Below are 20,064 nucleotides of genomic sequence, written 5' to 3'. Positions count from 1 at the left end.
GACTTCTTTTTCTTTTGTCGAAGCAAAAGCAAAAAGAAGCAAAAAAGAAAACTTCAACCTCGCAACATCACGAACCGTCACGGTTCTATTTTTGCGGTTTTTCAACACACTAACACACACAGAGGGACTAAGGTCCTTTTTAGGTGTGTTGTGGTAGAAAAGAGCATAAGGGAAACTGATATCACGTGCCGTGATATGTTGATAGTATCAACGTTTCCAATGATATCAATTTTCTCGGTTTCACCTACTTACACACACATACTATACTTACCTTTACACACTTTATAGGTGTTATACTTACACTGTTTTTCCTTTTACACACTTTTGCTTACACCGTTTTTGACTTCATTTAGAAGTTCAAAACTCAAAGATTAAGACTGATTTTCAGCTGGAAAGTTTCCTTCTTCACGATTTTTCTTAGCTGCTAAACGTTGTTCTTTTTCCTCTTCTTTGATGAGGTTTAATTCCATTTTTAACTCTTCCAAAATTGATTCATACGACTGATTTTTATTTTTCTTCAATTGAATTTGAACATAAATTTTACCAATTTGTTTTTGAAGATTCTCTTCTGCTTCTTTACGTTCCTGTTCCAAAGTGGCAACTTTTTTCCTTGCCTCTTCTAGTTGATTATCAATTTTTGTTAAATCATTTTTAGCCATGATTACTTCTCCTTTTTATTTAATTAAGCCTATTGTAATCTAAAATATAAAATTATTTTTTAAAGGGACAATCATAAAAAATAAATCCCCTTAATTCAAAAATTAAGGAGATTTTTGACTACTATTTGTTGGTAAACATGAACTCACCTTTCATAGAAAACGCACTCTTTTTACTCACATCAAATTGAATCAACCAGAAACAAAAATCATGTTTTTTCCCAAACGGGAAGACATAAAATGCTGGATGATAAAATTCTTCAATATCTACAAATTCTCTTTCAAGAGGAGCTTCAGAACCGTTCCATGCTTTTCTATAATAAGAAATACCTGTCCGTTTTTCTCTATTCAAAAAACTTAATTCTACAATATCTTGATAATCCTTTTTCACTGCTCGCTGATTAATCGTAATCATTCGTTGGTTTGCATCACCTTCATCAGCATCTGTAAAAAGATTGATTTTAGGAGGTAACTTATCTTTTAATTTTCGGATTCCAAGGTAGTCCTTATTTAAGATATTTTTGAACAGATAACGCTGAAAAAGTTTTGCTTGAAACCACTTCATGAAATAATAAATACCGATACTAAAGATTGTGGCTAAAAGCCAGAACGATGACTCGTTTTCTTGAAATGGAAAATCCACTGCGATTGAAAAAATAAAGCCAAACACAACACTTTCAAAAAATGAAAAAATAAATCTCTCAACACCAAAACGCAATTTTGAAAAAGGAACGGCTAAGATAAAAATAACCATCAAAAATCCTAAATAATTTGGACTAATTTCAAGTGTTGCTGAAATTTTTTTAATCAGAACAGCGCCTGCAACCATTACAAAAAATAAATATTGCCATTTAAAGGCTTGTCTAATAAGCCAATTCACTCCACAAATTGCAGATAATTTATATCCCAATTTATCAGTTTCTTTTACCATTTTAATTAAATTTTTCATTTTATTTTACCTCACTTTAATTCATTTCTACAGTTTCAATAGGGTTTGAAAATTCAAATGTTCCATCTTTAACAGCTTCTTTTTTCTTGTCCAAAGACTCCAATTTAGCCTTCAACTTTTCAATGTTTTTATAGGCTGTTTCGATGGTTCTGTTCTTCGTTTCGATGTTTGTATCTAGCGTAGCAATATTCTTTTGATTGGCTTCGAGATCATCACCTGTTAGATATTTTGCTTCTGCTTGAAGACTCGCTTTTCGTGAGTTATCATCTTCAATAGATTCCTTCAATTGAGAAATTGATGTCGTCAATTTTTGAGACTGTTCATTCTGGAAATTGATTTCTTTTTCGATTTCCTGAAGAGTAAATTCTTCTCTGGAGACAACTTCAATAGCTTTGATTTCAAGCTGAGGATTTTGAGGAGTTACAAAGAATTGTACAGTGTCCTCTTCTCCAGATTTCTTCTGAGAAACATTCTTAGAATCACTGGATGGCGATGAAATATTCACATCAATTGAGCTAGAAGAGACTGTCTGATTCGTCACATCGATCGCAAATGCTCCAAAATTTTTCGGAACTCCTTTAATAATAACTGATACTTTATTATCAATGATTGGCACAACATCCATCTCTATTTTTGAATCTTTATGTTGCGCATAGAGTTTCCATTTTAATCGTTTGGCATCGATGCCCCGATCTATCGAAGTCGTAGCATCTTTCGTCTCAAATTGTAAAACGATAATTCCAGTGTCTGGTGAATATTCCTGGCTGACCAGTTTCATCTCACCACTGCCATTCGCAAAAACCTGCTTTGTTTTAAGTTGTTCTGAAGTATATGTTTGTCTTTGTGGCGAGAAAATCGCTCCCATCAAAAGACTTAACCAAGTCACAAACAACATTGAGAAAATGACTAGTTTTCTCTTAATAACATTCTCCTGAAACCAAACTTTAGTCTTAATAAATGGCTTCAAAATTGGGCTAGATTTTATCTTTTCAATCCAGCGTTTGAATATTTCAATTAAAGTAGACATTTTATTTCTCCTTCCTGATTTTTTCATAAAACTGATTTGTTAAAGAGTTTATATCTGTCTTTTTTTCAGTAGCCCAAATTATAAATAATGATAAAGAAAAAACTATAATAGCTACAAAAATAGTTGCAAACATATCTCTCATTAACTCGACACTTCCAAAATAAAATAATTCAAATACTGTCATAAAAGAAACTTCTTTTGCTCCTACTAATTTTAGAAAAGTTGGACTCATATTAACTAAATTTACAATTACATACGCATTAAATCCTAAAAAGAGATTTACTGATACTAAAACTAGCGAAATAAAACCAGATACGCCTCCTAAAATTGCAAAAACTCGATACCTCACATTTGTTGCAAACAACATATCAAAAGTTGATACATCGTCGAAACTTTTTTGTTCACTCGATAGCATGTAATTTTTTATACCTCTTAAATGTTTGTTAGCTCTTTTCTGCTTCAAAGTAGATGATTTAGTTCTTCTCATGCTTCTTATATCCTTTCCAAATAAGTGAAACCTTACTTTTCGGCCAAACACTTTTTAGTAACAATAAGAATGCTAATGGCAGCCTTTTCGTTTTGATTTCATTTCCAAAGTTATCACATATAGTTATCCTGAAGAGCGGTACGAACCAGATCGCAATCAAGACAGTTCCAACCACGCCATGCGCAATAGCATTTAAAATTTGATACATACTACCTCCTTAAATACAGCCTAACTTTTCAGGTGCCAAATCCAATGTTAGCCAAAGAGCTTCATCATGCGAAATATGCGTTAGTTGTCCTCCCTCATCATTAAAACGATGTAGGGTAAACGTTCCATCTGATAATTTTCCTAAAACAACCATTCCCTCATTTGTCCTAGTACGCCACAATTCCCAATCATTTTGAAAAGCTGTCTCGGCCCATTTACTTAGCTTTACCCTTTTAGTCATTTATGGCCTCCTGGATTCCTTTCTCATCTGCTACAATCTTTTCCTCTGAATCTCTTGAAGCATATAGATATTTCTTTATTTTTCCCTTACGAATCTTGATGATAGTTGCAGCTTTTTCAACCTGGTATTTTTCTACCAACTTTTGACCTTCTTCTGTCTGAGTATCAATGTAAAATGTTGGATAGGAACCTTTATTGGCTGCATCTACAACTACACTTTTTCCAATCTGACAGTAAGGACAATCTTTTTTATAAAATACCAGATTTACATTTTGATCAAGTACAGTATTCTGGTATTCCTTCTGAGTAAGATGAGGATCATAATCTAAGATAAAATGATCTTTATACATCCTATATCCTCCTAGAACTGCGAGACTCACAAATAAAATAACGAGAATAGCACCTACAGCTAACTTAATGTATCTAAAAAGCTCTCTCATACTACTTCCTCCTCATCCATAAAATCAAATATGGATCCTTGAACATAATCAATCTTGGCTAATTCTTTTATTTCTGATTTTAAGTTAGTGAACGTTGTCATCACTTCTTGAAAGAGTAAAGGATCAAATTCCTCGGAATCCAATACACGGACAATTGGCAACATTGGATAGTGATCTCTCAACTCCTCCTGCAGATAATCTGAAATCATTTTATCATTCGAGATAACACTATCTACTCTAATAATCGCTGGAATGCTAGTAATACTCTCCTCGTTTTGATAAAAAGTTAAAGCCACATCACCTGCAGAAACAGACTCAAATTTTAAGTTATCCGATGAAAGTTTAAAATAATAAGCCAATGGTTCCTGACCAACCCCTGTTAGGTAATAGCCTCGAATAATTTTGAATAACTCTGACATCGACCTTTCCCCTTCCTAACAAACTTTTAGAAGTCTAAACGGAGCTTGATACACATCAGGATAGTGAATCAATCTCTTTTTTCTTTGTTCAGGAAGTGGTTTACGGTAATGTTTTTGAAGATACTGAAAAGCTAGTCCCAAGGTATCAAAAACTAAAACTTTATTCTCCCCATTACAAATATAGTCACCTAATTCAAAACTGAAAATTACGTACTTCATTCTTCTTCTCACTTTCTATTTTGGCTGATCATTGCCAGCTGATCTGTCTCTAACTCAACATCATATCCGTTTTCAAAACGAACTTGTTGACGAATCCCTATAAGTGATAGAACTAAGAAAAATCCTCCTACAAATATAAGGCTAAATAATCCAACTAAAATCAAAATCATATCATTCCTCCATAGGTTATTTCACATACATGTATATCTTTGTAATAATCATAGATATAATGTAAAGGCAGTTTACGGGTTTTTAAAATTATCCAATATCAAGCTCAAATAGAGATAGTTGTTGTGTTTGTTTAAAGCCATCTTTAACCCTTTCTATCACTCGCTGAGTGAACTCAAAGCTTTCTTCAAAGAAAGCAGCAATATTGGCCATATAAGCCTCCTGACGTTCTTTCTTCACCTTGATAAGGGAAAGGAAGATTGCTTTGATAGAGGCTAATCTGATGCCTCCTCCACGGCCATGTTTGACTGTAAAGAAGATCTTTTGTTCTGCTTTGAGAACCTTCAATACCTTGTCTAATGACCGCTCAGGAATGTTCAACTTCTCTCGTATCTCTTTTTTCGTCGTCTGGATAAATGGATCCTCGGATTGATAGAAACCTTCTAAATAGGCCATTACGTCTGTTTTCCATTCATGAAGATGACTATTCTTTCTATCCGCACGTTTCTTCTTAAACTTGTACCAACGTTGCTTCACAAAGATATCTGAAGCCTTTAGTTCCTGATTGACCCATGCTTTACATAAAGTCATTACATAGTCACGACTAGCAGCTTTATATTTTCCTGAATAGGCGCTTGTGATAATCTTATGATATTCAGCTGAAGAGAGTGGTTCGTCTAAACTTGCATTAAAGTTAGAAAGAACTTCCTCACACTCTTCCTGATCGATTCCTGAAGAGAAGTTAGCTAAAGCCAGCGTGAAAAGAACATTATTTCTTCCCATCAAGGCTTTTCCACCTTTGATATTCCCCTCTCTCATCAGCAATTGATACCAAGGTTCATCAATCTGTTTCACCCCTTCAGAACCTGAAATAACCGTCAAATTTGGCTTTTTACTTGGGAAGGGAAGGTCTGATTGCTTCATTGACCAATCTAACCACTCCTGGAATGAATAGGTATAATCAGCATCAAAGAATTCAACATTATCAGTTCGAGGAATCCGAGCAATCCCAAAATGGTTACAAGTCAAGTCTACTGGTAAAGTTTGAGCAAAGTAATTTCTCAAATTTTGAGAAATCGCTTTGGCCACCTTCACCACTCGAAATTGGGAATGAGCTGTAACATAGGCTGATTCTGAGAGGACAAAATAGGCTTGAAATCCCTTATCAGATTTTAGAATCAACGTCGGCATAAAACCTAACTCTAGGGAAGCAGTTAAAATATCTCCTGTCGTCATTTCTTCAGCTGAAGAGGTAATATCAAAGTCAATGTAGAATGTGTTAATCTGTCTAAGATTATCTTCAGAGTGGCCACGTGTAATCCGTCGTCCAGCATCGCTGTAACTTCCATAGCAATATACGTTAGGAGTCCAGTGTGTAAACTGATCCTGATTCTCCAGTAATGATTCGACAGAGGTTAAAACAACACCACGTGCTTTCACCATATTCGCTTTTGAACGATAAGCAAATACAGAGCCTCGTCTTCCTTCTTCAGCTGAAGAGATGAGCTGTAGATGGCTATTCTTAAATTTTTGAGTTCTTAATCCGTTTTTTGTGATGATGGATAAGCATTTTAATAAATCAATCTTTTTCATATTTAATTTCTCATTATTTAAACAATGATAGTGGAGATAGCAATAATCTAAAAAGAAAATAAATCAATAAATTTTTGACAAAAATCAATTATGAGATTTAATAATTTCAAAAGTAGTTCAGCATTGAAAATATATAGAAGAGCAACGACCAGTATCATTGCTAACAAGATCATTAAACTATACCTTAAAAAATTTACGGATTCTTTTTTACTGTCTGGTAAATTTGCAACCCTTTTTTCTTTCTTATCCTGTAATTCTTTGCCAAATAATTCATAAGAGTACCTTGCCATTATCCAAAGAGATAAAGCCCCACTTCCCAACACTGAGATAATGAGTAAAACGACTGTATCAATGACTATGGTAAGTAAAAATCCCAATAACATGAACTGCATTATTTTATTCTCAATTAATCCAGAACTTATTAACGACATTGAAATCCAGTTGCCGATATATATTAGAAGATAAGAATAAGAAAAAGGGACAGCTATAAGCGAGATAAAGCAAAGAACTATATTACCCAGCACTTTCCGCAAACTCTTAGAATAAAGAATGTTTTCCCTTATGGATTTCAATCTATCCTTTGCTATGAAAAAACAATAATACAATACTGTCATGTTTTCTCTCTCCTTAACTAATCATATCCTTCAGCTCTTCCTTTGTATAACACAAATTATCAAACTGACGGATACGTTCATTTACTGTTTTTGCAATCTGCATTGCCCAATTCACAAAGTCGTATTGCTCTTCAGTCAATCCAGCCATTGTCTGATATTCAATAGTGTTCTCGATTTCCTCTAAAATACGTTCAAGGATCGCCTTGACAATAAAGTTATTGGAAGTGTATCCATTAGATAACATTTTTTTTGTTGTAATTGTTTTTGTTGAAAGAATTTGAACTGGGAGTTTTTGCTCAAACTGTTTTGTTATATAATGTTTTCTAATTTCGACAGATGGTTCAAAACCTCTTTCATGTGGTAATATATACTGCTGAAATCGCCCAACCTCAGTTCCTGTTGTCTGTCTTAGGAAAACAGTTTCCACTCCAATCGGTGACGCAATCACAAGGTCTAAAGATTGTAAATTTAACTTTGGATTGACCTCGACTATTCCAAACGCTTGCCTCAATCCCTCTTTTGAGTATTCTTTCCCCTCGATAACTTTTTTGAACCATTGTAAATCCTTATTAGCTTCAGAAATACTTTCTGGAACTTGATAAAAAACTGCTGATTCAATTATTTTCTCAAAGAATAAGCTATCGCTTTGTAAATTTGGGTTATCAAAATCAAACTCTACAAGATAGCTATTCGATAAGTCACTCCTTTCCAGACTGCTCTTGATTTCCAACTCTAGATTTTCAGCTAGTTTTTTTCCGTCTATGATCATTAGAGTATCCATGTGGCTGCGTGAGTTCGTTTTAACTAAGATTGGATTGATAAAATTCCAATCCAAAATCCTTTTAGCAATCTCTAGGCACTCCTTTTTATGTAGATTTAATACTGTCATACTATACCTCCTATCTTAACTCAAATGAACTTATAATATATGGCGCTAACTCCATACATGAGAAGTAAATCATTGCCCCTCCTACAATAATTAAAAAGATACTCACCATCCATTCCCAAGTAGTTAGATTTGGAAAGAAATCTTTCTTACCACTCCAGCTAAGTGTGATGTCTGTATTTTTAGCTATGATAAATACTCCACTGAACGAAATGCACACTCCTACAACAAACAATACAATATACAACAAAATCATAAAATTTCCTCCTACCCGTATTGGGCTTCCTAAAATAAATAAATAAATAAACTAACAAATAAAATGGTGGTAGAAACTATCTACCGTAGTGAAGTTCACCCTCACTGTCCTCGTATTCGAGCCAGTGGTCCATAACATCCGGACCTTCTTGTAACTCACGTCCAGTAGGAGAACACCACTCCTCGTTTCCATTAGATGTTACAAACACCTTTTGAAAAACACCATTTCGGTCAACGTCCACAAAGCGTGGATATGTAACAGTTTTTGTCATTTTATTTCCTCCTATGTTCATCCTCATTTATTCAACAATTCTTCTGATAACAACCTGGTCTCTTTTGCGTGTTCAAAACCAGCAATATACGCCTCATAATCAACTTCAATTTCGATTTTTAGACTTCTACTCTCTAATTTTCCCATACGAAGTCGTTGTTCTTCCAAAACTTCTGCTGGGATTTTTACCATCAAACCAAATTCTTCTGATGATTGAATCTGTTCCTGAAAACGTTGATCTACTCCGTTTAAGAAACCGAGTAAGTACGATTTCTTATAGTCTTTCCATCTTGCTCTTGAGACTGTAGGGAAAAGTCGTTTCAGCCGATATTTAAGGTATAAGAGCGCACCTTCGTAAACCTTACTACAAAATTCAGCATCAGATTGATATCCAAAGAAAATTATCTGTGTGATGCCATCTTCAGGAAGTCGTCTTCTTATCGTTTTACATCTAAAATTTTCACCTAAAATAGCAGCCAACTTTTCTTGCCACCATGGAAGTCTATATTCCCATGTTCCTATTGTTTCACCAATATCTTTATGAGTTGTACTATTCGTTAAATCATTCATAGAAAGATTATGCTTCACCATAAGTCTTTGAGCCATTAGAAGAGCAGTCTGTCCCTCTTCATCGTTTGGTGCATCATAAGCTAACTCTAAAAGATTTTGTATCTTGTCAATAATTTTACTGTTCATTTCAATCCTCATTTTTATACTTTCTAGGCAAACAACTAGCGTAATGTTTTGAATCATTGACCTTTGCATTATAAAAAATCATATTATTCCCAATAATTTCTTGCCATTTAGGAATCTCCTCACGATAAATACGATTAAGTCCATAAAAGTTCTTTACAATAAATCTGACAGCTCCAATATGATCTCCTAAGCCAACAACACACAACACATCATGTTCCATATCATATACCCAATGACTTTTTGAATTTGTCAGTATTTCCCAAGCAAATTCCCAATCTCTCTCAAGCCAATCATGCCCTGGTCTGTAATAAACTTTTGTCTGACAAGATTCATCATTAAAACCATAAAAACAGTGACTACACAGCGTTCTATTTTTATCTACCCACCAACAAGAACCATACATTTCATCAACGCAGGCTGTATTCCACTTACAACCACATCTTCTACAAATCCCAGTTTCCATTTTCTATCCCTCGTTTATTCTCATGCTTTTAGGTAACTTTTTACTCGGTAAACAGTAACCTTCAGATAAGTCTCCTTTACTATAAAATTCAGGAGGATGTGTCATTATGTGATCACTTCTTTTCCATCCTCGACGAAGTTGTTTGTAAGATAAAGAAACACGTTTCTCAATCTCTTTAAAACTAAATCCCAATTTCAAGTAGGTTGTTATAATAGTAGTAGCATGTTCTTTGGACTCTTCGCTTCTTGTTCTTCGCTGAAAGTTAATCTGCTTATCTTCTTCATTTAATGCTATCTGATAGGCAATAAACAACTTCCGCATTTCCATAATTTTATGTTGCCAGGCCAAGCTGTAAGGTTGTCCTGAATATCGATTCACTAGATCCTTTACGGGTTGTTTAAATTTCATCTGAAGAGGATCGAATTCGCCAAGGTCAGAAAATGGATCAATGAAACCTAATGGTTCGCTTTGAATTAATTCATTGTATAGCGCTTCTCTGTCCATCCTAATTTATCTCCTTCTGTCAAATTCACGTCATTGAGTCAAATAAGCTTAATTGGATGGTTGTAGGCGCTTGTTCGCTGTTTCCATTCTTATCATGATCGATAACGTCAAAGATTTCTAACGTGTCTAAATTCATTACAATCTCTAATCCTACCATCGTTGAACTCCTCTCAAATAGAATTTTAAGCGAACAAAAAAGAGAACAGATTTCTCTGTTCTCCTAAAAATATTGAATTATTTGATTTTCTAAAAACTCTTACCACTTACGTGAAAGTTTTTTAAAGAATTTCATTTTTTGTTCGCAAAATGAAATTTAACAATAAAAAGAAATCGTTTTAAAATGTTATAGGTATAAGAAAAATGAACTACAACCATTACATTTAGAATGGCGGTCTTACTATACCGATTTTCATCTTAATAGGCTAAGACTCGACATAAATAACTTTTTTTGTCCGGCTTCATAAAAGCCTCAGTTTAGGAAGTAGGAATCAACTGCTCTAATTCTACTGCTGAAAGATATCCTTGATTGTAAAGTTTTTTAAGTAAGTCCTCATCTACTGTAATTGAATAATAGTCCGCCACAAACTCATGAAATCGCTCAAAACTTTCAAAGAAATAGGATAATAACCATTCACCACCGTCCTGATCTTGGTAGGTATTTTGATGCTCTTGACCATCATACCAGATAAAGAAGGTTGTTTCATCTTTTTGTTCTTCTGAGTAAAGGTTTTGATACTTTTCATCCAGTCTTTTATAAAATCCGTCTATAATGTCTTGATTCCACTCGTCCGCAGCAAACTGACTTAAATTGCTTTCATGATCAAAGCCTTTTACAAGAATCATTTTATCAGTAAATATCACATCTAGAGAATCACCCGAACCGTTGTCAATGAGATAACGGATTCCATAGCTTTCCTCACTCTTAACTATCAATCGGAGCCAGTTCTTGTCTGGATCTGTCTGATAGTCATCAATGACGAGCAAAGCGTCTAAGCGAGTCTTTACCTTGTCCCATTCAATTTTTTCCATCTCTGAAAATCTCCATGTTAAATATTTAAAATTTATTAAGGTCACAAGTCCTATAACCAATTTCTAGGTATTTCAACAGACTAAATGGATAATAAAATTACTTAACAAATAGTCACTAAGACATTTCCCTTGAGATCTAAGATTTTCTTGTAAAAGTCTTTCACTTTTATAAAGCTAGTTCGAATATCATCCTTGATTTCTTCCTCTTCTTCAAGATAATCCCAAATATCGGGGTATAACTCTGCCTTCTTGCATGCTTCCATGCTAAAGTCTCCCAGAGCCCTATCCATGTCAAAATTCTCTAAAGCTTGAACAATCTCAGCTATCTTTGACTTTTCAGTATAGGCTATATATTCTGACACATTTTCTAAAGGGGTCACTCCCAGGACAGCTTCTCTCAAAGGATCGCCATCCATAAATTTTGAACTACTAAATCCTGTCATAACAAAGAGTAAGGCGTCCCACATTTTGTCAATATCTATCAACGTCTCATTTTCCTTAGTAGAATCCTCTACTAAGTCAAACAATTCCTCTTCCTGACGAGAATCTGGCACTATTTGGCTTAATTCATTGTCAGATAGATATTGATAATTAGCAATCATTCCCATAAAGTTTCCTCCTATTCGTTTCTTAGGATAGCACTGATCTTACTAGTTACCTTTCTTGAAAAGGAATAATACTGTTTTTAGCCTCTCCACCTTATTTCCAATCCTCATCTTCTGTCACTTCCCAGACTTCTGACTGGTATCCCTCACCATCTATATCATAGCGCTGCATATAACAAATAAATCTTTCCTTTTTATTTGCCTTACGAGGCTTGAGAATGTTTACAGCCCAGAATCCGATAAGAATGACAACTAAAAGCGCTACTACTGTCTCCATACTGCTTCTCCCTTGCCTACCTTAATATCCTTCAACCCACTTTTCATTGTCCATGATGAAAGGTTTAGCTAGACCGTCACCTGTGTAATCAGCATATTTGGTGGATAGATACTTGTAACAATCTTCCTTGCTCGCAAACTTAATAGCTTGATAAGGTTCTTCAAAAGTTAGTTTCTCTACAAATAAGAAACTATCTTCAGCTGGCACTAAAATACCAACATGCCCGACAAAAAGAAACTCTCCATCCAAATTATCATGCAAGACTACAGACAGCATTCGAGCTTTGTCATTAAATTGAGACTGGGAAAAGAATTTCTCCATCTTCTGCGCGTGAATTTTTACATCCGTCGTTGCTTCCGTCTCCACCCTAGAAAATAGAATATCAAACTCTTCCTTATCTTTTGCATCAAACACCTTTCCCTTATCGATAGCGTCATTATCCACAAAAAGTAGCTGGTCATTCTTTTCAAGTTTTGGGATCGTGACTGAATTTTTTAAGAGCGCATAGCTATTGATACGGCAGTTGGTCCCAACAAAGTCACCCTTTTTTTGATTCCAGAGATTGCTGATTTTCTCTACATCGTATTCTGTCTTTGTAAAGGAAGCAAAATCACCACTTAAGTCAGTTGAGCCGACAATTGCATTATAGTCTGTAACAAGATTGAAAAATGCGTCAACACTATTTGGATCCAAGTGCGCTGATAAGAGAGATTTGACCTCTTCGGTACTGACCTGACTGTTTAGATTGGAATATGAAGCCGTCCAAGGAACTTTATCTGAGCTGGCTTGTGTCTGATTTCCAGCTTCAGTCCTCGTATTATTTTGGTGACAAGCAGCAAATCCAAGTAATAAGGGTAAACACAGTCCCAAGACTACTACTTTTCTCGTTCGTTTCATGCAACTCTCCTTCTAGACTACAAGTCTCTTTTTCATTTTAAACACCATTCACTAATACTTCATCTAGTAATCGTTGACTTAGCTATATTATACTACATAAGTCAAAAAAAGACTGCACGAATCACCCATTCATTACAGTCTTTTTAAACCTATTATTTATTGAATGACGAAACCTTTAGGCAAAATCACCAGTTGCTGGTCCAACTCTTGGCAATGACTGGCTAGGGCTATAGAATCACGATTTAAAAGATAGTTTTCACTTGATTGGTTAAAAATAGCTTGGATTTTTTGTCCATCATAATCCCATGCCAGAGATACCACATCTGGCTTGATTTCTTTCAGTCTATAGGTCCCATGCTGGATTATATCTGAGACACTCTTGCGAAGCTGAATCAATTTCTTCATAAAAATCAACATCTCATTGCTATCGGAAACACGTTCCCAAGGCATGACACGACGACAATCTGGATCTGGTCCTCCATCTAATTCTAACTCGGTTCCATAGTAGAAACACGGTGTTCCCCTTTGTAAAAAGAGGCAAGCAAGGGCAGACTTCACAAGTTGAACATCTCCCTTGGCAGTAGCCAAAATGCGCTCCGTATCGTGCGAATCCAAGAGATTGAACATCACTTCCGAAATCTGTTGTCTATAGTACATGGACTGACCGTTGATCTCATTGATGAATTGAGGCGTCTTCTTAACCCCACGCAAGAAATAATCCTTGATACTGTCAGAGAGTGGATAGTTCATGACTGCGTGAAATTCATCGCCATTTAGCCAAGGCTGTGAAGTATGCCAGACTTCTCCAAGAATATAAAGGTCAGGCTTTTTAGCCAGGACAGCCTTCCGGAAATCTCGCCAAAATTGGTGGTCCACTTCATTAGCCACATCCAAACGCCAAGCATCGATATCAAACTCTTCAATCCAGTAGGTCGCAACGCTTAGTAAATAGTCTCTTACTTGAGGATTTGCCGTATTGAGCTTGGGCATATAGCTGGCAAAAGCAAAGGTATGGTAAGGGAGCTTTCTTGGATTCCCCAGCTTATCCTTGGACACTGGGAACTCTTGAACATGGAACCAATCTTTGTAAACGGAATCTTCACCATATTTGAGAACATCTTGCCACTGTGGCGATTGGTCACCGATATGGTTGAAAACGGCGTCCAGCATGATCTTCATGCCTCTCTGATGGGCTTGGTCCACCAGTTGACGGAAAGTTTCCTTATCTCCAAAATGACGGTCAATTTCGAAATAATCCGTCGTATTATACTTGTGATTGCTTGGGGATTCAAAAATCGGACAGAGATAAAGTCCTGTAATCCCCAAATCTTGCAAGTAATCCAGATGGTCAATAATACCTTGTAAATCACCACCAAAGAAATCGCTCGTCTTTGGTTTGATAGAGCAATCCCAAGCCAGAGCCCCTTCTGGAGAAATCTCAGGGTTCCCATTGGCAAAACGTTCTGGGAAAATCTGATACCAAACTGTATTTGCAACCCAGTCAGGAACATGACAAGCATCAATCTCATGGATATAAGGAATTTTAAAGCCATTTCCTTCATAATGAAGATTTTCTAGAGTGTTTTCAACACATCCCTTATCACCATACAGAATACTCTGACCTTGCTTATCTTTAAGTTCAAAGAGATACTGGAGTCGGGCATAGCCAACTGAAATCTCCACTTGCCAATAATCAAACAAAGCATCGGAAGTTACTTTACTCATCTCCTTACTATCTTCATAACGGTCATCTATAAAAATAAAAGGATCTCCATAATGCAAGTTGATGTTTTCAATATCATCTTTCTTGGTTCGGAGGCGAATGTGCATTGTCTTGTCGTTATAAAGATAAGCATACTCCGACTCTGGTCTGTGGTAAATGGCTGTTAATTCCATTGTATTTGTCTCCTGATTTACTTGGTTGCATTTACGACGCAAACGTTTTCACAATTGTGATTCTAGTATACTACTTTAAAATTTTATTTTCAAGGCTAGTCCGTAGTTTTGAGTGGATTGTTTTCGAGAATATAAAAAAGCAGTAAGTCTTAATACCTACTACTTTCTGATTGATGATTTACAAATGCCTTTCCAGCCAATCTATCTTTTTAAAATCCTTATTGTTATTGTGGTCATTTCGATAGGAATCTTGGGAAGAAGCTTTGTAAATGCTTAAATACTGTTCTAAACTTGGAACGCGAAAAGTGGTGTTTTCGAGATGAATCAACTCTATATCCGATTCCGAAACTCCTGCAAAATCAGGTAAAGAATCGATACTTCCGAATTCAACACTCAGACCATCTTTTTGAAATTCACGCTCATGAATATCTATTAAGGCATAGCCTAAGTGTTTCATCACTTTCATTATCTTGTCCCAGTCATAAATTCTGAGATGATCAGGCGCTTCCCATCCTCTAGGATCTCCAGGAACATGAATGTCAATGTCGGACGGCTGCCATTCTTCATTTGAACGGTATTCAAAACCCAAAGACCCCATGAGCGTCGGAGTGATTCCGATTTGGTTTAAATGAGAACAAATTGTTCGAAATTCATCAAATAGAGAATTCATTCCTCCTCCAATCGTTGATATGAAACTTTACTTCTCTGTGAGAGATAAACTAATTTTTATCTTCTACTCTTTCGGTTTTGAAAATACTTCTACTCGCTGAGCTAAGACTTTGATTTCTACAGGTAGGTTATCCGATTTATCGCCGTCAACATCTGACTCCAATTCACTATCTGAAGAGATCTTAATATTACGCGCTCTGATATACTCAATATTATCATTGCCGACAACATCTCCTTTTAGTAAATCAGGAATGACGGATAATTTTGAGAATATAGAAGCATCTTTTAGAATCAAAATATTGGCATAGCCATCTTTGTCTTCTTCAAAGATTTTCTTGTCAGCGAAGTAATTAGTCAAGAGAACCAAAACATGACTAGCTTCACCTACATAATTTCCATTTTCTGTCTCGACATTAATATTAAAGACCTGATCCGTCATGACAGACTTCATGGTATTTACAGCATAGGCAAGGATACCAAATTTTGTCTTGTCCTCGATTTCAACATTGTGAACCGCCTCAGGCAGAGAACCAATACTAAAAATATAACCAAAATAATTATCATTTGCTTTACCGATATCAATCTTATTGGTTAAGTTAAAATCGAGTTCATCTATCGCGCCATCAATGTCTTGATTAATTTCCAACAGTTTCGTAATGAGGTTACCCGTACCGCCTGGGATAATCCCTAACTTAGGAATGTAGTCTCTCTCAGCAATACCTGAAATAACTTCATTGACCGTCCCGTCTCCACCAAAAACAACCACTGCATCGTACTTCTCACGTGAAGCCTCCTCAGCAAAATGGGTTGCATCTAAGGCTTTTTCAGTAATTTTGGTTTCCACGTGCTCAAAATAATCTTTGGCTTTACTCTCCAGTTTGGTCTTATAATCCAAAGCTTTTTCCCCACCAGAGGTAGGGTTGATAATTAACATTGCTTTTTTCATTGATAATACTCCTTAATTTTTAAATAGAAATGTTAGTGTAACTACATCAGCCATTACATACAATGCTATTATATAATGAAACCTCAAAAAATAGAAATCAGACGTACCGGAGATTAATATAATTTTATTCTATTTTCCCATCACCTTTAAGGATTCATCCAAATCAGAATAAGTTTTATCCTTTATCCAATAAGGAATACCATAAGCTGCCTCTGCCACCAAGTGAGATGGCGTTTCTACTTACCATACTCTTTTATTTTATCAGCATATTCAGTTAAAAGATTCTTTGAATAAATTTTTGCATTACTTGAATTTCTAACTTCTTTCCAAAGAATAGAAGCAACTTTTAACTTGTTTGAGTAGTTACGACTATTTTCGTCTGCACAGAAATCCTTTAAAAATTGATTCCATTGACAAACCGAATGGTCATACTTGGCATAATCTGAATCTCCATAATAAACTTTTAGCATATCTTGGATTGTAAAACTCACATCATGTTCTCTTTTGACTTTTCTCCAAGCAGTTGCCATATCAGCAGTAAATTTGAAGGGTGAAACATCTGTTAAAGTTGAGAAATATTCTCTAAAGTGTGCATTAAAGGAGAATCCACATTCAAGTAAGGGCGTATTTAAGTTAACAACTTCTACTCGTTTCTTATTTCTTTTTGTTGATGATTTTTTAATCAAATTACCCTTAAAGTACTGCTCAATAATATCATTGAGTTCTTGTTTTGTACCTCTATATTCAAGCCCTAATGACTTGCATATCTGTGAAAGTTCATCACGATACCAATAGTATTTATTAAATTCATCAAAGGATGTGATTTTATCAAACCCAGGTCTACTCTCTATCAATATAACACCTCCTTAAAAACAGTTTAGGTTTTCATCTCAAAATAATGGAATTTTGGCTTCTTTATTTTGAGGATTAGCAATGTTTCACTAACAAACTCACACACTCAGCGGTTCGGACTTACCGTATCATCCGTGAGAAACAAAGGCTTTCCCTTCTTCTAAAGAATCAAAAGCGACTAAATTTTTAAAATAATCATTTTGGTACAATTCCAATAGATACATCTTTAATCTCTCAATACTTGAAAAACTAACCGATATTTTAAGCAACTTACAATCAAATTATCTAGCCTTAATATACGCATTTATCATATAACGAAGATAATTAAGTGTTGTTTATCCAGGGTCGACATCTATAGAAGTTATTTTGTAACCATCATTATTGTATAAAAATTCTAATTGTAGGGTTAAATCTACTAATTCAGAATCGGAGGTCATCTCATATTCAACAACAAAGCCAGTTTGATCATTAAATTCATAAACTTGTAGTTGGGAGTACTCATAATTCGGATGGAAATTACAATCTACACCATATTCATCAATTTTATCAAAATCATTTAATTGTAATGAATCGTCGATATATTCAAGTAACTCTCTTACATCATCAACTTCTGAACCATCAACACAATCCAAAATATCTCTATAATTATTTAGATGAATTGCTCTTAAAATCTTTTTGAGTACTTCAATTACTTTTTCTTCATCTTGGTAGTTTTCTTTGTACTCAAAATCATCGAATATTCCCATGATAATACTTCCTTTTTTTGTAATCAACTTTAAATCTTATGAATATTAAAAATGTTTCACTAACAAACTCACACACTCAGCAGTTCGGACTTACCGTATCATCCGTGAAAAAACAATCATCACAAAATAAAGGAAAATCCTTCGTTTTGATATTGTTCCAATCGTAAACTGAACCTACAATATCTCCAATAATTGCTCCTAGCATAAGATTCCTCCTTGTAAGATATCGGGAATTTGACCATCAACTATAGTTTTAAAATTATCTATTAACGAATTTTGTATAATTTATAGGTATTCATCTAATCAAATTATAATTAAAAAACTTTTTTGATTCCACTATGTACTACATCTTCCTATTATACCTAAAACGGAAGTACACCAGCCATCAGCCCTTGAGCAATAAAACATCTATTATTTTGAAAATCTGAAAAATAGGTTTCGCTTATAAAACTGTACAAGTTATCAACGGGTCTATTGTACCAATCCTTGTAAACATAGTCCATATTATATATCAATAAAGCTTGTCCATCTTGACTATAGCCCTTGAAAGTTATCGAAAATGCATCTCTATAACCAATAACTTTATCATTCTTATTTGATTTGTTCCCCTTTCTATATTTCTCAAAATCAATAAGTCGCGTATATTTCATGAGTTTAGATAAGGCTTTTTCGGATAGTTTCTGACTATATTCAAAAACGATCATTCCAGTATTCCCACACTCTTGGTAGGACAGTTCAGAGTTCATCAGATTACACTCAAAATAACCAAAAATTTCACAACCACAATGAATAATAAATTCAATTTTAGAAAAATATTCCTTAGTCCATGTCATCTTATCTCTCCATTCCTAAGTATGCTAGGAAAAATTGTTCAAAACTCACAAATCTACTCTTAGCCTATTTTAATTTCAGGCATAATACTAAAATATCTCTTACGGCAAAAGCCTTTGTTTCAATACTTTCTTAAGTTCTTTTGTTATAAGATTTTTACGCTTTTACCAGCAAAGCTACACACTCAGCGGTTCGATCTTATCGTATCATCCGTGAAAAAACAATCCTCACGAAATAAAGGAAAATCCTTCGTTTTGATGTTGTTCCATTCGTAAACTGAATCTACAATGTCTCCAACTATTGCTCCTAGCATACGTTTCCTCCTTATGGCATATCAGATTCGTTACACATTTCTAATGAGTCACTCTTTAAAAATGGAACCACCAAATCAATCCACTCATAAGGCAGATAAGCTGATAAATAGCCGTGGTTATAGCCCTTTGCTTCATACAAAATTGTATTTGAATGTAGCTGATGAAAAAATTTCGCTGATTCTTTCACACAGTTCAATTCTTTTTCACCATAGACATACAGAACCTGAGCCTTGCTAGCAGAAATCATATCTTTCAGCTTGTAACATCCCATATAGTTTTTGTAAATGGTCACCAATGTTTTGACAGGCGTCCTTGGCAAATCCTCCAAATAATAAGCTTTTATTTCCTCTGGATAAGCCAGTTTAGGATAGAGTTTGTTCATCACGCTTAACTGAAGTTTGCAAGAGAATTTATTGAACATCAGTTTACCAAATAGAGACACTAGAAAGATGCTGATTTTAGCTAACCTTGGTTGAGGAATACAGAGGCTTCCATCTATGATGGCCTTCTCTGCAATTTCACTGTCTAAAGACAAAAGCTCCATGGCAATTTGACCACCAAGTGAAACACCACCGATTGCAAACAATTTCCCACCACAGTTTGCTTTGATATAGTCTAGAATCTCCAAAGCAGAATCTTCAGTAGAAACATAATCAAGTTGATATTCTTCGCCGTGGCCATTCAAAGTGGGTAGAATAACACGGTATTCTTCTGACAAGATCCGCGCTTGACGAAGATAATTCCACCAAGAACTTCCACCACCATGTATCAGTAAAATAGGAGGCAAATTCTTATCACCAAATTCATGGAATTTCATGTTTAAACTCCTTACTGTAGAACTTTCACTAGCTACGCCCATGTTTAATCAGCTCATACAAGCAGTGATACCGCCTCGACGTGATGCGTCT

Annotated in this window: 32 protein-coding genes and 1 pseudogene; all 33 read right to left on the bottom strand. The window is 35.1% G+C overall.

Annotation, left to right across the window (positions count from 1 at the left end):
* Positions 1–371: 371 nt before the first annotated feature.
* Positions 372–659 (bottom strand): hypothetical protein, encoded by a 288-nt coding sequence (locus SORDD24_RS08320; protein WP_061409474.1) that lies wholly within the window; start codon positions 657–659, stop codon positions 372–374.
* 121 nt (positions 660–780) lie between these two features.
* A complete protein-coding gene (locus SORDD24_RS08315) occupies positions 781–1,605 on the bottom strand; it encodes a hypothetical protein (RefSeq protein WP_061409473.1) in 825 nt (274 codons plus the stop codon).
* Positions 1,606–1,621: 16 nt separating this feature from the next.
* Complete coding sequence (locus tag SORDD24_RS08310) at positions 1,622–2,632, bottom strand: hypothetical protein (protein WP_061409472.1); 1,011 nt, start codon at positions 2,630–2,632, stop codon at positions 1,622–1,624.
* A gap of 1 nt (position 2,633) precedes the next feature.
* Positions 2,634–3,119 (bottom strand): hypothetical protein, encoded by a 486-nt coding sequence (locus SORDD24_RS08305; protein ID WP_061409470.1) that lies wholly within the window; start codon positions 3,117–3,119, stop codon positions 2,634–2,636.
* Complete coding sequence (locus tag SORDD24_RS08300; protein WP_061409468.1) at positions 3,106–3,327, bottom strand: hypothetical protein; 222 nt, start codon at positions 3,325–3,327, stop codon at positions 3,106–3,108. The genes SORDD24_RS08305 and SORDD24_RS08300 overlap by 14 nt, the downstream gene beginning before the upstream one ends.
* Positions 3,328–3,336: 9 nt before the next feature.
* A complete protein-coding gene (locus SORDD24_RS08295) occupies positions 3,337–3,567 on the bottom strand; it encodes a hypothetical protein (RefSeq protein WP_000167064.1) in 231 nt (76 codons plus the stop codon).
* On the bottom strand, positions 3,560–4,006 hold the full coding sequence (locus tag SORDD24_RS08290) for a thioredoxin domain-containing protein (RefSeq protein WP_061409466.1): 447 nt from the start codon (positions 4,004–4,006) through the stop codon (positions 3,560–3,562). Before SORDD24_RS08290 ends, SORDD24_RS08295 begins: the two co-directional genes overlap by 8 nt.
* Positions 4,003–4,425, bottom strand: a complete 423-nt coding sequence (locus SORDD24_RS08285; RefSeq protein ID WP_061409464.1) for a hypothetical protein — start codon at positions 4,423–4,425, stop codon at positions 4,003–4,005. The genes SORDD24_RS08290 and SORDD24_RS08285 overlap by 4 nt, the downstream gene beginning before the upstream one ends.
* Positions 4,426–4,440: 15 nt before the next feature.
* A complete protein-coding gene (locus tag SORDD24_RS11795; protein ID WP_000878299.1) occupies positions 4,441–4,644 on the bottom strand; it encodes a hypothetical protein in 204 nt (67 codons plus the stop codon).
* An 8-nt stretch (positions 4,645–4,652) separates the two neighbouring features.
* A complete protein-coding gene (locus SORDD24_RS11350) occupies positions 4,653–4,814 on the bottom strand; it encodes a hypothetical protein (RefSeq protein ID WP_196757288.1) in 162 nt (53 codons plus the stop codon).
* A gap of 88 nt (positions 4,815–4,902) precedes the next feature.
* The gene (locus SORDD24_RS08275) at positions 4,903–6,405 is read right to left on the bottom strand and encodes a primase C-terminal domain-containing protein (protein WP_061409462.1); all 1,503 of its coding nucleotides are present in this window, start codon (positions 6,403–6,405) and stop codon (positions 4,903–4,905) included.
* Between the two features lie 47 nt (positions 6,406–6,452).
* Positions 6,453–7,019 (bottom strand): hypothetical protein, encoded by a 567-nt coding sequence (locus SORDD24_RS08270; RefSeq protein ID WP_061409460.1) that lies wholly within the window; start codon positions 7,017–7,019, stop codon positions 6,453–6,455.
* A 13-nt stretch (positions 7,020–7,032) separates the two neighbouring features.
* The gene (locus tag SORDD24_RS08265; RefSeq protein ID WP_061409458.1) at positions 7,033–7,908 is read right to left on the bottom strand and encodes a hypothetical protein; all 876 of its coding nucleotides are present in this window, start codon (positions 7,906–7,908) and stop codon (positions 7,033–7,035) included.
* 10 nt (positions 7,909–7,918) lie between these two features.
* Entirely contained in the window at positions 7,919–8,161 is a 243-nt protein-coding gene (locus tag SORDD24_RS08260; protein WP_061409456.1) for a hypothetical protein, read from the bottom strand.
* Positions 8,162–8,237: 76 nt separating this feature from the next.
* The gene (locus tag SORDD24_RS08255; RefSeq protein ID WP_061409454.1) at positions 8,238–8,432 is read right to left on the bottom strand and encodes a hypothetical protein; all 195 of its coding nucleotides are present in this window, start codon (positions 8,430–8,432) and stop codon (positions 8,238–8,240) included.
* Positions 8,433–8,455: 23 nt separating this feature from the next.
* The gene (locus SORDD24_RS08250) at positions 8,456–9,127 is read right to left on the bottom strand and encodes a DUF2786 domain-containing protein (RefSeq protein ID WP_061409452.1); all 672 of its coding nucleotides are present in this window, start codon (positions 9,125–9,127) and stop codon (positions 8,456–8,458) included.
* Between the two features lies 1 nt (position 9,128).
* Complete coding sequence (locus SORDD24_RS08245) at positions 9,129–9,590, bottom strand: hypothetical protein (RefSeq protein ID WP_081103559.1); 462 nt, start codon at positions 9,588–9,590, stop codon at positions 9,129–9,131.
* Between the two features lie 3 nt (positions 9,591–9,593).
* Entirely contained in the window at positions 9,594–10,094 is a 501-nt protein-coding gene (locus SORDD24_RS08240) for a hypothetical protein (protein ID WP_061409451.1), read from the bottom strand.
* Positions 10,095–10,119: 25 nt separating this feature from the next.
* Complete coding sequence (locus tag SORDD24_RS11935; RefSeq protein ID WP_264303171.1) at positions 10,120–10,251, bottom strand: hypothetical protein; 132 nt, start codon at positions 10,249–10,251, stop codon at positions 10,120–10,122.
* A 317-nt stretch (positions 10,252–10,568) separates the two neighbouring features.
* Entirely contained in the window at positions 10,569–11,123 is a 555-nt protein-coding gene (locus SORDD24_RS08235; protein ID WP_061409449.1) for a hypothetical protein, read from the bottom strand.
* A 101-nt stretch (positions 11,124–11,224) separates the two neighbouring features.
* Positions 11,225–11,731 carry a YfbM family protein gene (locus tag SORDD24_RS08230; protein ID WP_061409447.1) on the bottom strand — a complete coding sequence of 169 codons (507 nt, stop codon included), beginning with the start codon at positions 11,729–11,731 and terminating at the stop codon, positions 11,225–11,227.
* A 91-nt stretch (positions 11,732–11,822) separates the two neighbouring features.
* Entirely contained in the window at positions 11,823–12,005 is a 183-nt protein-coding gene (locus tag SORDD24_RS08225; RefSeq protein WP_061409445.1) for a hypothetical protein, read from the bottom strand.
* A gap of 21 nt (positions 12,006–12,026) precedes the next feature.
* Complete coding sequence (locus SORDD24_RS08220) at positions 12,027–12,902, bottom strand: DUF4300 family protein (protein ID WP_061409443.1); 876 nt, start codon at positions 12,900–12,902, stop codon at positions 12,027–12,029.
* A gap of 156 nt (positions 12,903–13,058) precedes the next feature.
* Positions 13,059–14,798 (bottom strand): glycoside hydrolase family 13 protein, encoded by a 1,740-nt coding sequence (locus tag SORDD24_RS08215; RefSeq protein WP_061409441.1) that lies wholly within the window; start codon positions 14,796–14,798, stop codon positions 13,059–13,061.
* A gap of 178 nt (positions 14,799–14,976) precedes the next feature.
* Positions 14,977–15,468, bottom strand: a complete 492-nt coding sequence (locus SORDD24_RS08210; protein WP_061409439.1) for a nucleotidyltransferase domain-containing protein — start codon at positions 15,466–15,468, stop codon at positions 14,977–14,979.
* Positions 15,469–15,531: 63 nt separating this feature from the next.
* Entirely contained in the window at positions 15,532–16,413 is an 882-nt protein-coding gene (locus SORDD24_RS08205) for a diacylglycerol/lipid kinase family protein (RefSeq protein ID WP_061409437.1), read from the bottom strand.
* A 113-nt stretch (positions 16,414–16,526) separates the two neighbouring features.
* Positions 16,527–16,632, bottom strand: a pseudogene (locus SORDD24_RS12045) (hydrolase); the annotation flags it as partial.
* A 17-nt stretch (positions 16,633–16,649) separates the two neighbouring features.
* On the bottom strand, positions 16,650–17,267 hold the full coding sequence (locus tag SORDD24_RS08200; protein ID WP_061409435.1) for an SAP domain-containing protein: 618 nt from the start codon (positions 17,265–17,267) through the stop codon (positions 16,650–16,652).
* A 333-nt stretch (positions 17,268–17,600) separates the two neighbouring features.
* Entirely contained in the window at positions 17,601–18,011 is a 411-nt protein-coding gene (locus tag SORDD24_RS08195) for a DUF7668 domain-containing protein (protein ID WP_061409433.1), read from the bottom strand.
* A 76-nt stretch (positions 18,012–18,087) separates the two neighbouring features.
* Positions 18,088–18,216: an ADP-ribosylglycohydrolase gene (locus SORDD24_RS10975; protein WP_081103558.1), complete on the bottom strand. Its 129-nt coding sequence runs from the start codon at positions 18,214–18,216 to the stop codon at positions 18,088–18,090.
* 157 nt (positions 18,217–18,373) lie between these two features.
* Positions 18,374–18,844, bottom strand: coding sequence for a hypothetical protein (locus tag SORDD24_RS08190; protein ID WP_061409431.1), 471 nt, complete (start codon positions 18,842–18,844; stop codon positions 18,374–18,376).
* Positions 18,845–19,026: 182 nt separating this feature from the next.
* Positions 19,027–19,155, bottom strand: coding sequence for an ADP-ribosylglycohydrolase (locus SORDD24_RS11985; protein ID WP_081103557.1), 129 nt, complete (start codon positions 19,153–19,155; stop codon positions 19,027–19,029).
* A gap of 11 nt (positions 19,156–19,166) precedes the next feature.
* The gene (locus tag SORDD24_RS08185; RefSeq protein WP_061409429.1) at positions 19,167–19,973 is read right to left on the bottom strand and encodes an alpha/beta hydrolase; all 807 of its coding nucleotides are present in this window, start codon (positions 19,971–19,973) and stop codon (positions 19,167–19,169) included.
* Positions 19,974–20,064 lie beyond the last annotated feature (91 nt).

Origin of the sequence: Streptococcus oralis (assembly GCF_001579175.1) — a bacterium.
GTDB lineage: Bacteria > Bacillota > Bacilli > Lactobacillales > Streptococcaceae > Streptococcus > Streptococcus oralis_O.
Note: the sequence above shows the minus strand (reverse complement) of the source record. Positions and strands in the feature narration are given on the sequence as shown.

Coding starts and splice junctions, on each gene's coding strand:
- SORDD24_RS08320 (WP_061409474.1), bottom strand. CDS start 659: ATGGCTAAAAATGATTTAACAAAAATTGATAATCAACTAGAAGAGGCA.
- SORDD24_RS08315 (WP_061409473.1), bottom strand. CDS start 1,605: ATGAAAAATTTAATTAAAATGGTAAAAGAAACTGATAAATTGGGATAT.
- SORDD24_RS08310 (WP_061409472.1), bottom strand. CDS start 2,632: ATGTCTACTTTAATTGAAATATTCAAACGCTGGATTGAAAAGATAAAA.
- SORDD24_RS08305 (WP_061409470.1), bottom strand. CDS start 3,119: ATGAGAAGAACTAAATCATCTACTTTGAAGCAGAAAAGAGCTAACAAA.
- SORDD24_RS08300 (WP_061409468.1), bottom strand. CDS start 3,327: ATGTATCAAATTTTAAATGCTATTGCGCATGGCGTGGTTGGAACTGTC.
- SORDD24_RS08295 (WP_000167064.1), bottom strand. CDS start 3,567: ATGACTAAAAGGGTAAAGCTAAGTAAATGGGCCGAGACAGCTTTTCAA.
- SORDD24_RS08290 (WP_061409466.1), bottom strand. CDS start 4,006: ATGAGAGAGCTTTTTAGATACATTAAGTTAGCTGTAGGTGCTATTCTC.
- SORDD24_RS08285 (WP_061409464.1), bottom strand. CDS start 4,425: ATGTCAGAGTTATTCAAAATTATTCGAGGCTATTACCTAACAGGGGTT.
- SORDD24_RS11795 (WP_000878299.1), bottom strand. CDS start 4,644: ATGAAGTACGTAATTTTCAGTTTTGAATTAGGTGACTATATTTGTAAT.
- SORDD24_RS11350 (WP_196757288.1), bottom strand. CDS start 4,814: ATGATTTTGATTTTAGTTGGATTATTTAGCCTTATATTTGTAGGAGGA.
- SORDD24_RS08275 (WP_061409462.1), bottom strand. CDS start 6,405: ATGAAAAAGATTGATTTATTAAAATGCTTATCCATCATCACAAAAAAC.
- SORDD24_RS08270 (WP_061409460.1), bottom strand. CDS start 7,019: ATGACAGTATTGTATTATTGTTTTTTCATAGCAAAGGATAGATTGAAA.
- SORDD24_RS08265 (WP_061409458.1), bottom strand. CDS start 7,908: ATGACAGTATTAAATCTACATAAAAAGGAGTGCCTAGAGATTGCTAAA.
- SORDD24_RS08260 (WP_061409456.1), bottom strand. CDS start 8,161: ATGATTTTGTTGTATATTGTATTGTTTGTTGTAGGAGTGTGCATTTCG.
- SORDD24_RS08255 (WP_061409454.1), bottom strand. CDS start 8,432: ATGACAAAAACTGTTACATATCCACGCTTTGTGGACGTTGACCGAAAT.
- SORDD24_RS08250 (WP_061409452.1), bottom strand. CDS start 9,127: ATGAACAGTAAAATTATTGACAAGATACAAAATCTTTTAGAGTTAGCT.
- SORDD24_RS08245 (WP_081103559.1), bottom strand. CDS start 9,590: ATGGAAACTGGGATTTGTAGAAGATGTGGTTGTAAGTGGAATACAGCC.
- SORDD24_RS08240 (WP_061409451.1), bottom strand. CDS start 10,094: ATGGACAGAGAAGCGCTATACAATGAATTAATTCAAAGCGAACCATTA.
- SORDD24_RS11935 (WP_264303171.1), bottom strand. CDS start 10,251: ATGGTAGGATTAGAGATTGTAATGAATTTAGACACGTTAGAAATCTTT.
- SORDD24_RS08235 (WP_061409449.1), bottom strand. CDS start 11,123: ATGGAAAAAATTGAATGGGACAAGGTAAAGACTCGCTTAGACGCTTTG.
- SORDD24_RS08230 (WP_061409447.1), bottom strand. CDS start 11,731: ATGGGAATGATTGCTAATTATCAATATCTATCTGACAATGAATTAAGC.
- SORDD24_RS08225 (WP_061409445.1), bottom strand. CDS start 12,005: ATGGAGACAGTAGTAGCGCTTTTAGTTGTCATTCTTATCGGATTCTGG.
- SORDD24_RS08220 (WP_061409443.1), bottom strand. CDS start 12,902: ATGAAACGAACGAGAAAAGTAGTAGTCTTGGGACTGTGTTTACCCTTA.
- SORDD24_RS08215 (WP_061409441.1), bottom strand. CDS start 14,798: ATGGAATTAACAGCCATTTACCACAGACCAGAGTCGGAGTATGCTTAT.
- SORDD24_RS08210 (WP_061409439.1), bottom strand. CDS start 15,468: ATGAATTCTCTATTTGATGAATTTCGAACAATTTGTTCTCATTTAAAC.
- SORDD24_RS08205 (WP_061409437.1), bottom strand. CDS start 16,413: ATGAAAAAAGCAATGTTAATTATCAACCCTACCTCTGGTGGGGAAAAA.
- SORDD24_RS08195 (WP_061409433.1), bottom strand. CDS start 18,011: ATGGGAATATTCGATGATTTTGAGTACAAAGAAAACTACCAAGATGAA.
- SORDD24_RS10975 (WP_081103558.1), bottom strand. CDS start 18,216: ATGCTAGGAGCAATTATTGGAGATATTGTAGGTTCAGTTTACGATTGG.
- SORDD24_RS08190 (WP_061409431.1), bottom strand. CDS start 18,844: ATGACATGGACTAAGGAATATTTTTCTAAAATTGAATTTATTATTCAT.
- SORDD24_RS11985 (WP_081103557.1), bottom strand. CDS start 19,155: ATGCTAGGAGCAATAGTTGGAGACATTGTAGATTCAGTTTACGAATGG.
- SORDD24_RS08185 (WP_061409429.1), bottom strand. CDS start 19,973: ATGAAATTCCATGAATTTGGTGATAAGAATTTGCCTCCTATTTTACTG.